Genomic DNA, 11,966 nt, shown 5'->3' on the forward strand with positions numbered 1-11,966 from the left:
GGGCTTTGCAGGGGTTGTTGGTAGGGCTTTTATTACTTTATCACTAACTTCGTCATTCTCTCTTCGGCAAACGTTTCCTTCGCCACTTGTTGCAGGTCGGCAGCTGTGATAGCATCGATGCGTTGGCATAGAGCTGTGACATCCTTCTTCCATCCGTAGTGCAGATAGGTTTTGGCGAAGTCGAGGGCGAACGATTCGCGGGCGTCGCAGGCTATGCCTATCTGTCCGCGTATCTGCTTCTTGGCGGCGTTGAGAGCCGACTCGCTCAGCGGATGCTGCATCACGCGGTCGAGTTCGCGGCGTATCAAACGCAGACACTTGTTGGTGTTGCGCGGGTCGCAACCGAAATATACCGCCCACAGACCCGTGTCCGAGTAGCTCTGCATCATACTCTCTACAGTATATACAAGAGCGTTGCGCTCTCTGAGCGAGATGTTGAGGCGGGCGTTCATGCCCGGACCGCCCAGAATGTTGTTGAGCAGATAGAGCGCAATGCGGCGTGGGTCGTGCACGTCGTAGGCACGTGTGCCCAGCATCACGTGCGCCAGATGAGTGTCCATGTGTTGGCTGATGCTCTGCGGAGTGTACGCAGGCATTGCCGAAGGCGTAGTGTCGCGCAATGAGAGCGGAGCTGTATTGCCGTCAGCAGCAGCATTGCCGTCGGCGCAACCCATGTCGTGCGCCTTCTCAAGCAGTCGTACCAGTTTGTCGAATTTGATGTCGCCGTAGGCAAAGAATACGGCGTTGTCAGGACGGTACAACCGTCGTGTGAACTGCAGGGCATCTTCAGTAGTGTAAGTGCGCAGAACGTCGGCTGAGCCGAGAATGTTGTGACCCAGCGGATGGCCCTTGTATATAGCGTTTTCGAACAGGTCGTATATCAGTTCGGCAGGCGAATCGTTGTAACTTTCAATCTCGTCGACTATCACCTCAACCTCCTTGTCAATCTCCGCTTGCGGATAGGTGCTGTGAAACACGATGTCTGTGAGCAGATCGACAGCACGGTCGATATTGTCGCGCAGTACGGCTGCATGATAGACCGTCTCCTCCTTGTTGGTGAAGGCGTTGAGGTCGCCGCCCACGCTTTCCAGATAGCCCAGAATCTTCATCGAACTGCGCCGCTCAGTACCCTTAAACGTGATGTGTTCGCAGAAGTGTGCCATTCCCTCGCGGCCAGGTTGCTCGTCGCGTGTGCCCGCTGCAACGGCATAACCGCAGTAAACAACGGGCGAAGCGCTGGGCAATTGTATTATGCGCAGGCCGTTGCAGAGTGTATGTGTATTGTAGTTCATATCCAAATGTTTAATATATGCAAAGTTACACTTTTTGTCGCTTATTTTATGTAACTTTGAACGCGAAACCCGAACAAAGGAAACATTTTAACAACAAACTTAATATGAAACATCTGTTATTGACACTGGCTGTGGCGGGAATGGCTCCTTGCATGATATACGCAGCCGAAACGACGGACAAGGTCGTTCAGCCTACGTTCAAGGAGTGGCACGACATGTCGGTAAACAATGTTAACCGATTCCCTACACATGCTTCTTTCTTCGCTTACGAGAACCGCAATGCGGCTCTGAAGGGCGACCGCAACAGTTCTGCCAATTATCTCTCTATCGAGGGCGACTGGCGCTTCAACTGGGTGGCTAATGCCGACAAGCGTCCTACCGATTTCTTCAAGGAAGGCTACAACGACTCGTCGTGGAAGACGATGAAGGTGCCCGGAATATGGGAAGTCAACGGTTATGGCGACCCAGAGTACGTTAACATCGGATTCGCATGGCGCGGACACTTCAAGGACAATCCCCCTCAGGTGCCCACAAAAGACAACCACGTAGGTTCATATCGCCGCACTATCAATATACCTGAGTCGTGGGACGGCCGTCAGGTGATTGCCCATTTCGGTTCGGTAACGTCAAATATGTATCTGTGGGTGAACGGTCACTTCGTAGGATACGGCGAAGATTCGAAGTCGGCAATGGAGTTTGACATCACTCCTTACCTCAAGAAGGGCGACAACCTCATTGCTTTCCAAACCTTCCGTTGGTGCGACGGCTCGTATAATGAGGACCAGGACTTCTGGCGTCTGTCGGGTGTAGCGCGCGATTGCTACCTCTACTCACGCTCGCAGCAGGCACATATTGACAACATACGCGTCACTCCCGACCTCGACGCACAATATCGCAACGGCACATTGGCTGTGAACGTTAAGGCAAAGGGCAACGCCAAGTTTGTCATCGACCTCATTGCGCCTGATGGCGACGTAGTAAGCCGCAAGGTGCTCAACACCTCGAAGGTGAAGGTAAAGTCGGGCAAGAGCGTGCCCGAAATCAACGCGACAGTCAAGTTCGACGTAGAGAACCCGCTGAAGTGGACCGCCGAGACTCCTAATCTCTATAAGGTAGCTGTCACCATACAGCAGAACGACAAGGAAGTGGAAGCCGTTGCTGTGCGCACGGGATTCCGCAAGGTGGAAATCAAGAACTCGCAGCTCCTCGTCAATGGTCAACCGGTGCTCATCAAGGGCGCAAACCGCCACGAGATGGACCCCGATGGCGGCTACGTGGTTTCGCGTGAGCGCATGATTGAGGACATCCGCCTTATGAAAGAGTTCAATATCAACGCCGTTCGTACCTGCCACTATCCGTCAGACCCTTACTGGTATGATCTGTGCGACGAATATGGCATCTACGTTTGTGCCGAAGCCAACCAGGAAAGCCACGGATTCTACTACGAAAAGAACGCCAAGTCGACCGAACCGCAGTTTGCTCTGCCTATAATGGAGCGTAACGAGCACAACGTTATCAATCAGTACAACCACCCGTCGGTTATATATTGGTCGATGGGCAACGAGACTGCCGACTCCAAGAACTTCGCCGACGTGAAGAAGTGGATTCACGAATACGACCCGACACGTCCCGTCCACTTTGAGCGCGCACTCAATGGCGACAACACCGACATCTTTGCCGAGATGTATATGACGCCCGAATACGTGGAGAACTACGTGACCCACAACCCCAAGAAGCCTTACATCCTCTGCGAGTATGCTCATGCCATGGGCAATTCGGGCGGTGTGATGAAGGAGTATTGGGATCTTGCACGCAAGAATCCTCATTTCCAGGGCGGATTCATCTGGGACTTTGTCGACCAGGGATTGCGCGGTAAGGACGATAAGGGCAATATGATTTATAAGTACGGTGGCGACTATAACTCGTACGACCCGTCGGACAACAACTTCAACTGCAACGGACTCATCAATCCCGACCGTATTCCTAACCCTGAGATATGGGACATGAAGTACTACTATCAGAACTATTGGGCTGAGCCGGTCGACCTGAATGCAGGCACAATCTCGGTATACAACGAGAACTTCTTCGCCAAGCCCGAGAACGTATCGTTGTCGTGGGCGATAGTAGCCGATGGCATAGAGTATCAGAACGGAACAATAGCCGACATCTCGATGCTCCCTCCTCACAAGAAGATGGAGCTGGTGCTGCCCTACAAACTCAACGACTATAAGAACCAGAAGGACGTGATGCTCAACATCGAGTTCCGTCTGAAGAAGGACGAGGGACTGCTCAAGGCGGGCCACATAGTAGCCCAGCGCCAGATGCCGATACGCGAATTCACGGGCAACGACCTCTCTGTCAACCCCGCTTCGCTTAAGGCTGTGAAGCTTGTCGACAAGAAGAAGGAGCCGCAGATAACGCTCCACGCCGAGAACTTCACTCTGCAGTTTGACCGCAAGACCGGTTTCATCTCTAAATACGAGGTTGGCGGCAAGTCGCTCCTTGGTGAAGGCGGCACACTGAAGCCCAACTTCTGGCGCGCTCCGACCGATAATGACATGGGAGCAAACCTCGGCAAGAAGCTCGCAGCATGGCGTTCGCCCAAGATGAAGCTCGCATCGCTCACCGCCGACAAGAAGGCCAAGACCGTGACAGCCGTATACGACATGCCGGCAGTCAAGTCGCAGCTCACTCTGAAATATGAGGTAGAGGACAACGGTACACTCACCGTGACACAGGCGCTGAAGACCACACCGGGTGCCAAGGTTAAGCGTATGTTGCGATTCGGTATGACAATGAATCTGCCATATCAGATGGACCAGAGCACATGGAACGGTCGCGGACCGGTAGAGAGCTATGTCGACCGCAAGATTTCGCAGAACGTAGGCTTGTATAAGTCGACAGCCGACAAGATGTTCTTCGCTTATGTTCGTCCGCAGGAAAACGGCAACATGACCGACATCCGCTGGTGGCAGCAGACCGACAACAACGGCGCAGGATTCCGCGTTGAGTCAGACGGCCTCTTCGCCGCATCGGCATTGCACTACAATCAGGCCGACCTCGACGATGGTGAAGCTAAGCGCCAGAGCCATTCACAGTCAGTACCCAAGTCGAAGTATACCAACCTCAACATCGACCTCACTCAGGAGGGCGTAGGCGGTATTGACAGCTGGGGTGCAGAGGCTCTGCCTGCCTACCGTATGGCATACAAGGACTATACATTGCGCTTCCGCATCGTGCCGAAGACATTGGTTAAGTAGAAGTTTATAGGTAAGCGTATCCGCGATGCTAGTATATACACGTTAAAAAAAATATCGCTCAAGCTTTTATTCTTGAGCGATATTTTTTTGTTTCCATTTGTCCGGTAGCAATTCCCGGTACTTACTTAATGGTGTTCTTGGTGGCAGCACTGCTGCTTTGTTGATGACATCGGATATATATTCAAAGAAGTTAATACCTTGCAGTCTGCATGAGCATGCCAGCGAATAGAACATGGCTGCCCGTTTGGCACCAGCATGCGACCCGAAGAAGAGTGAGTTTCTTCGGGAATTAGATTTTTTATTCACGCAGCAAAGGTAAAGAGATAAAAAAATATGGACAAGACTGCATCGCGGATACGCTTACATGCAAATTAAGCCTATTAAAACATGCTTAATTTGCAAACCTTATTTTTATTGCTGATACTCAATAAGTTACAAGTACATATTAATCTACATAATAGGCAAATTATAGCTTCATCTTTCTTAATATGCACGTTTTTATCTTCATTTTACCCTTAAACTGCAAATTAAACCTAAAAACCAAGCTTATTTTTACCAAAACATACATATTAAGAGAATTATCTGTATATTTGCGATCTAAAATAGTTAGAATTATGGAATATACGGCACTTTTAGAGAAACAGATATTAGGTAGGTTGAAGATAGACAATCCTTGGTGGACGGAAGGTAGGATACCTTCTTACTATCAGGACATGAGTCCTCGTCTTTATCTCGACATCTTCTATCCCCTGGTAAAGGATGTCAGCATTCAGCGTGCCCTCATCTTGATGGGACCTCGCCGAGTGGGTAAGACGGTAATGCTCTATCATTCCATCCAACAGTTGATAGACGATGGCGTGTCGCCTCAGAATATAATCTATGTTTCGCTAGAAACTCCTATCTATAACAATATCCTCTTGGAGCAGTTGTTTTCTTTGGCAAAACAGATATTGAGTAAGGAAGACAGCCAAGAAGAGTTTTATGTTTTCTTCGACGAGATACAGTATCTCAAAGACTGGGAAATCAATCTAAAATCTCTGGTAGATACTTATCACAACGTGAAGTTTGTGGTTTCCGGTTCTGCTGCTGCAGCATTAAAAAAGAGTAGCAACGAAAGTGGGGCGGGCAGGTTTACCGATTTCAATCTGCCGCCGTTGCTTTTCTTCGAGTATGTCCATCTTAAGAAATATGAGCATCTGATGCGCCAATCTAAGGTGGAATGGCAAGGAATAGAGAGCGATATCTATAGCACGATAGATATTGATAAGCTGAACTGTCTCTTCCTCGACTATATCAATTATGGCGGTTATCCAGAGGTGGCTTTTTCTTCCCGAATACAGGAAGACCCTGGGCAGTTTGTTCGCCACGATATTGTAGATAAGGTATTGTTGAGAGATTTGCCGAGCCTTTATGGCATTTCTGATGTACAAGAGCTTAACTCGTTGTTTACTATGATTGCTTATCATAGTGGCATGGAGTTCTCGTATGAGAGTATGTCGAAAGAATCGGGAGTAAAGAAGGAAACCATTCGCAAGTACATCCAATATCTTGAGGCTGCTTTTCTGATAAAGATTGTGACAAGAACTGACGATACGGCAAAGCGATTCCAACGTCAAACTACTTTTAAGATTTATCTAACGAATCCTTCGCTTAGGTGTGCACTATTTGAGCCTATCAAGATGATAGATGGCAATATCGGAGATATGATTGAAACTGCTATCTATTCGCAATGGATTCCAAGAAAGGGGCACATTGCTTATGCCAACTGGAAGATGGGGCGTTCGCAGGGCGAGGTAGACTTGGTAGGCATCAACGATGCTTTACAAAAGCCTTATTGGGCGGTAGAAATCAAATGGTCGGATAGGTTCTTCGACAAACCTTCTGATCTTTCGTCCTTACAGTTTTTTATGGAGAAGAATCATCTGCCCCAGGCTTTGGTAACTTCCATCAGTAAGGGAGGAACAAAGAATATGAACTTTGGAACTCTTCATTTCATCCCTTCTGCCTGCTATGCATATACGGTAGGAGAAAACACGTTGAGGCAAGCCAAAAAGAGCTTTGGATTATAATGCTATTTTTTTTACCTTGATGTTTATGTTGCTTGGTTGTTTGTCGCTTTATGCTGCAGATAACGACTTGATTACAAGGCAAATCACCATTACGTTGGAAAAGGCTGGTACTTTGCCTGATAGAATTGCAAGTAGTAAAAAGAATAAGATTACCAATTTGAAGATTATTGGTGAGATAAATGGTACGGATTTGAGGATGATTCGTGAGATGGCTGGAAGTAATTCTAATGGTAATTCTACTGACGGAAAGCTTTCTGTATTAGATTTGTCTGAGGCAAAGATTGTAAAAGGTGGGGATTGCTATTTAAATAATGGTTATGATTATACTTCTAATGATGTAATAGGCTCTCGCGCATTCCTTGGCTGTAGCGGATTAACGAGTTTAACCCTTCCTGCTGATATTACCTCAATAGGCGATGAAGCATTCCAAGGCTGTAGCGGATTAACTTCTATTTATGTATATGCAGAGAAAGTACCAAAAATAGATAGTAATGCATTCAAAGGAGTTGATGCCAAGAAATGCACACTTTATGTACCAATGGGAACTCGTTATGATTACTGTGCCTCTGACTTTGGCGACTACTTTGAGAACATAGTTGAATTCGAAGCAACAGGCATCGACAAGACTACAACCTCTACCGATGTTGAGGAGGTAGTTCGCTATTCAGTAAATGGTCAGCGATTGTCTGCTCCAACCAAGGGATTGAATATCGTGAAGTATAGCGATGGTAGCGTGAAGAAAGTTGCTGTTCGATAATGGGTGGCAAGCATCCTTGTGAGACAACGTATCCGCGATGCTAGTATATACACATCAAAAAAAATATCGCTCAAGTTTTTATTCTTGAGCGATATTTTTTTGTTTCCATTTATCCGGCAGCAATTCCCGGTACTTACTTAGCGGTGTTCTTGGTGGCAGTGCTGCAGCTTTGTTGATGACATCAGATATATATTCAAAGAAGTTAATACCTTGCAGTCTGCATGAGCATGCAAGCGAATAGAACATGGCTGCCCGTTTGGCACCAGTATGCGACCCGAAGAAAAGTGAGTTTCTTCGGGAATTAGATTTTTTATTCACGCAGCAAAGGTAAAGAGATAAAAAAATATGGACAAGGCTGCATCGCGGATACGCTTACCTTCCTTTCATCCCTTCAACATTTATAAAAACCTAAAATTTCGCCACATATTGATGTTAACCAACCTTTTTGTTTAACTTTGCAACAATTATTGCCTTATAGGCATCAAACAGGATATAACAACGATATAGTAACAATTTAACATCATCAACAATGAACATAGCACTAATAGGATACGGCAAGATGGGCCGTATGATTGAGCAGATATGCAAGGAGCGTGGACATAACATCGTAAGCATCATCGATTTAGACAACCAGCAGGACTTCGACTCACCCGAGTTTGCATCAGCCGACGTGGCTATAGAGTTTACTTCGCCCTCAGCTGCCTATGGCAACTATCTGCGTGCGTGGAAGGCTGGCGTCAAGGTGGTGAGCGGTTCTACCGGATGGATGAACGACCACGAGGCAGACGTGCGCCGTATGTGCACCGAGGAGGGCAAGACGCTGTTCTGGGCAAGCAACTTCTCTATCGGCGTAGCCATATTCTCAGCCGTCAACCGCTATCTCGCCAAGATAATGAACCAGTTCGCCCAGTATGACGTGCGTATGGAGGAGACCCACCATATCCACAAGCTCGACGCACCGAGCGGCACAGCCATCACTCTGGCTGAGGAAATCGTAGCCGACCTCGACCGCAAGACCACATGGGTGAAGGGTGAGCAGCACCTCGCCGACGGCACCGTAGAGGGCACCAACGATTGCGCCCCCAATGAGCTGGCTATCGAGAGCATCCGCCGCGACGAAGTGCCCGGCATACACAGCGTAATCTACGACAGCGACGCCGATTGCATCACCATCACCCACGATGCCCACTCGCGCAAGGGATTCGCGCTCGGAGCAGTTCTCGCAGCCGAATATACCAAAGACCACGAGGGCCTGCTCACCACAAAGGATCTGTTCAAGTTCTAACCCTCTCATGCTCTAACAAAACACAGCAATGACCAACAAAGAAAAGAAGGCCCTCAACCCCCGTGTGCAGTGGGCCAAGTTCACAGTAGTGACGATACTGTATCTGCTCTTCCTATATTGGGTGAAGAGCTGGTGGGGACTGCTCGTCCTGCCATTCATATTCGACGTATACATCACAAAGAAGATACGCTGGCAGTGGTGGCGCGAGTCGGACAACGACGCTACGCGCTTCATCATGTCGTGGGTCGACGCCTTGGTGTTCGCCCTCGTAGCCGTATATTTCATCAATCTGTTCTTCTTCCAGAACTACGTGATTCCCTCGTCGTCGCTCGAGAAGTCGCTCCTCACGGGCGACTATCTGTTCGTGTCGAAGGTGAGCTACGGTCCGCGCAAGCCGCAGACTCCCCTCACCATGCCTCTGACACAGCACACCCTGCCCGTGTTCGGATGCCAGTCGTACATCAGCTGGCCGCAGTGGAGCTATGAGCGTGCCAAGGGACTGGGCACAGTACAGCAGAACGACATCGTAGTGTTCAACTATCCCGCAGGCGACTCGCTCTGCACAGCCGACCAGTATCAGGCACAGGACTTCTATCGTCTTGCCTACGGACTGGGCGAGGGTGCCTATGCCGAGCAGCACGGAGGCTATCTGCCCAACCTCTCGCAGATGCCACGCCAGCAGCAGCGCGACTTCTTCGCACAGCTCTATGCCGACGGCCGCCGCATCATCGACGCCAATCCGTCTACCTACGGCACCGTGACGAGCCGACCCGTCGACCGCCGCGAGAACTACGTGAAGCGCTGCGTGGGTCTGCCCGGACAGACATTGCAGATTAAGAACCACATCATCTATACCGACGGCAAGGCCAACAAGGAGCCCGACAACGTGCAGTACTCTTACTACGTGAAGCTGAAGGCGCAGATGCCCCTTGAACTTATCGACCAGCTCGGCATCTCGATGGAGGACATCGCCAGCCTTAACTCTGCCGGCTATCTGCCGCTTACCAACGCCTCTGTAAAGGCTCTGAAGGCCCGCAAGGACGTTGTGGAGAGCGTCACGTTTGTCAATGATCCCACACAGTGGGACATCTATCCGCTCAACGGCAACACCGGATGGACACGCGACAACTACGGACCGGTGTGGATTCCGAAGAAGGGAGCTACCATTAAGCTCACAATGGACAACATAGCCATATACGAGCGTCCGATACGCGTATATGAAGGCAACGACCTTGTGGTAAAGAACGGCAAGATATACATCAACGGCAAGGAGGCAAAATCGTACACCTTCCGCATGGACTACTACTGGATGATGGGCGACAACCGCCACAACTCGCTCGACTCACGCTACTGGGGCTTCGTGCCCGAAGACCATATCGTGGGCAAGCCGATTTTCATCTGGTGGAGCCACGACCCCGATCACGGCGGATTCTCGGGAATACGATGGAGCAGATTGTTCAGATTGGTGGATAATATAAAGTAAAAGCCCCACCCCCAACCTCTCCCCCGCATGGAGGGGAGCGGTATGCTTTTCTTGGTGAGGAAACTTTGGTTTTCTTATTGAGAGTTTTGGGGGCTTTGTTATAGGTTTTTACTTTTAAATATAATGTTATATGAGCAAGAAGGATAGTCCTTATATGATGGCTTCGCCCGACATTTACCCTATACTGAAAGCTAATGCGAGGAAGAATAGGGGAGAGATGACGTTGGCGGAATCGTTATTGTGGGATTGTCTGAAGGCTGAAATACCAGATTACCACTTCCGTCGACAGTACGTTATCGGGGATTATATAGCAGACTTTGCGTGTCTTTCCAGACAGTTGGTTATAGAAGTGGATGGCGAATATCATTTCACAGACGAACAGCAATTGCTGGATGAGGCACGCACCGAGTTTCTTAATAAACGAGGTTTTTATGTCATGAGGTTCACAAACCAAGAAGTCATGAACGAGATTGACAACGTTATAGAAACAATTGAAGAATTTCTGAATGAATAACTCTCAAACAACACAGCATTCTCAAATATCACAGCACTCTCAAGCAGCACAGCATACCGCTCCCCTCCCTACGGGGGAGGGGCCGGGGGTGGGGCTTTTCGCTCTTTTGTCTTCTTCCTACTTCCCTCCCATTCAATGGATGCAGAAGCTCCATCGTTACGGGCGCGTGATTGTAGAGCAGCACGACAACTTCTGCAAGCAGACCTATCGCAACCGCTGTCTCATTGCTACCGCCAACGGAGTGCAGGCGCTCACCGTGCCTATTGAGCGTTACGAGGGAGCGAAGTGTCCGATGTGCGACATTCGCATCAGCGACCACGGCGAGTGGCGCCACCAGCACTGGAACGCCATAGTGTCGGCTTACGGCGAGAGTCCGTTCTTTGTGTATTACGAAGACGACATACGTCCGTTCTTCGAGCGCAAGTGGGAGTATCTCGTCGACTTCAATATGGCGATAACCAATAAGCTTTGCGAGCTCCTCGACGTGCAGCCCAACGTGCAGTTGTCTGACGAATACATCGACGCTGAGGCTCTGCGTAGTCAGCTCAACGCAGAGGGTGGGGCAGAAGTGCGTGTCGACGACTTCCGCGACGCTATCCGTCCGAAGCGTCCGTTGCCCGATGCCGACTTCACGCCGCGCCAGTACTATCAGGTACACACGCTACGCCAGGGCTTCCAACCCAACATGTCGGCACTCGACCTGCTCATGAACGAAGGACCCGAAGGAATATTCTATCTGTAGTTTTGAATTTTGAGTTTTGAATTTTGAATTGTCGGCTTTGCCGATTTTGAGTTGGACAATTAAGAATTTTGAATTGTTCAACTCAATAAAACAGTAATACAAAAATGGAGGCTAAATACGTTTTTGAAACCGAAATGGAAGTGCGCGACTATGAGTGCGACATCCAGGGCATTGTCAACAATGCCAACTATCTGCATTACACCGAACATACACGCCATCTGTACCTGCAGTCGCTCGGCGTGAGCTTTGCCCGTCTGCACGAGAAGGGCATCGATCCCGTAGTGGCTCGAATGAATCTTCAGTATAAGACACCGCTGCGTAGCGACGACATCTTCGTCTCCAAGCTCGGCATACGCAAGGAAGGACTGCGCTACATCTTCAATCAGGACATCTTCCGCAAGGCCGACAACCGTCTCTGTCTACGCGCTACAGTCGAACTGGTGTGCCTTATCAACGGCCGTCTGGGCAACAGCGAAGACTACGACCGAGCCTTCGGATTTCTATAAAACAAGGAGATATAAATCATATCTCCTTGTTCACCCTTTTACTTGTCAAATCGTCGAC

Annotated in this window: 9 protein-coding genes and 2 pseudogenes; 8 read left to right on the forward strand and 3 right to left on the reverse strand. The window is 49.3% G+C overall.

All coding sequences use genetic code 11. The features are described from left to right. Positions 1-32: 32 nt before the first annotated feature. Positions 33-1,292, reverse strand: coding sequence for a M16 family metallopeptidase (locus I6E38_RS05290; RefSeq protein ID WP_235393014.1), 1,260 nt, complete (start codon positions 1,290-1,292; stop codon positions 33-35). Between the two features lie 104 nt (positions 1,293-1,396). Between I6E38_RS05290 and I6E38_RS05295 the strand changes: the two genes are divergently transcribed. Continuing rightward, the gene (locus I6E38_RS05295; protein ID WP_235393015.1) at positions 1,397-4,552 is read left to right on the forward strand and encodes a glycoside hydrolase family 2 TIM barrel-domain containing protein; all 3,156 of its coding nucleotides are present in this window, start codon (positions 1,397-1,399) and stop codon (positions 4,550-4,552) included. Between the two features lie 66 nt (positions 4,553-4,618). On the opposite strand, the pseudogene I6E38_RS15570 reads toward I6E38_RS05295, so the two are convergent. After that, positions 4,619-4,846: pseudogene (locus I6E38_RS15570) on the reverse strand (IS66 family transposase); the annotation flags it as partial. Positions 4,847-5,166: 320 nt separating this feature from the next. On the opposite strand from I6E38_RS15570, the gene I6E38_RS05300 reads away from it, so the two are divergent. Next, a complete protein-coding gene (locus tag I6E38_RS05300; RefSeq protein WP_235393016.1) occupies positions 5,167-6,621 on the forward strand; it encodes an ATP-binding protein in 1,455 nt (484 codons plus the stop codon). Further along, positions 6,611-7,378 carry a leucine-rich repeat protein gene (locus I6E38_RS05305; protein ID WP_235393017.1) on the forward strand — a complete coding sequence of 256 codons (768 nt, stop codon included), beginning with the start codon at positions 6,611-6,613 and terminating at the stop codon, positions 7,376-7,378. The genes I6E38_RS05300 and I6E38_RS05305 overlap by 11 nt, the downstream gene beginning before the upstream one ends. A 78-nt stretch (positions 7,379-7,456) precedes the next feature. Here I6E38_RS05305 and I6E38_RS15575 read toward each other — a convergent pair. Continuing rightward, positions 7,457-7,684: pseudogene (locus I6E38_RS15575) on the reverse strand (IS66 family transposase); the annotation flags it as partial. Between the two features lie 223 nt (positions 7,685-7,907). Between I6E38_RS15575 and dapB the strand changes: the two are divergent. From dapB to I6E38_RS05330, 5 genes are all read left to right on the forward strand, one after another. Continuing rightward, positions 7,908-8,663 carry a 4-hydroxy-tetrahydrodipicolinate reductase gene (gene dapB / locus I6E38_RS05310; protein WP_235393018.1) on the forward strand — a complete coding sequence of 252 codons (756 nt, stop codon included), beginning with the start codon at positions 7,908-7,910 and terminating at the stop codon, positions 8,661-8,663. Between the two features lie 28 nt (positions 8,664-8,691). Next, positions 8,692-10,146 (forward strand): signal peptidase I, encoded by a 1,455-nt coding sequence (gene lepB, locus I6E38_RS05315; protein WP_235393019.1) that lies wholly within the window; start codon positions 8,692-8,694, stop codon positions 10,144-10,146. 130 nt (positions 10,147-10,276) lie between these two features. Next, complete coding sequence (locus I6E38_RS05320; protein ID WP_235393020.1) at positions 10,277-10,660, forward strand: endonuclease domain-containing protein; 384 nt, start codon at positions 10,277-10,279, stop codon at positions 10,658-10,660. A gap of 139 nt (positions 10,661-10,799) precedes the next feature. Continuing rightward, positions 10,800-11,402: a WbqC family protein gene (locus I6E38_RS05325; protein WP_235393021.1), complete on the forward strand. Its 603-nt coding sequence runs from the start codon at positions 10,800-10,802 to the stop codon at positions 11,400-11,402. Between the two features lie 104 nt (positions 11,403-11,506). Continuing rightward, on the forward strand, positions 11,507-11,908 hold the full coding sequence (locus I6E38_RS05330) for an acyl-CoA thioesterase (RefSeq protein WP_235393022.1): 402 nt from the start codon (positions 11,507-11,509) through the stop codon (positions 11,906-11,908). Positions 11,909-11,966: the final 58 nt, after the last annotated feature.

This window comes from Leyella stercorea (assembly GCF_021531355.1).
Classification (GTDB): Bacteria; Bacteroidota; Bacteroidia; order Bacteroidales; family Bacteroidaceae; genus Prevotella.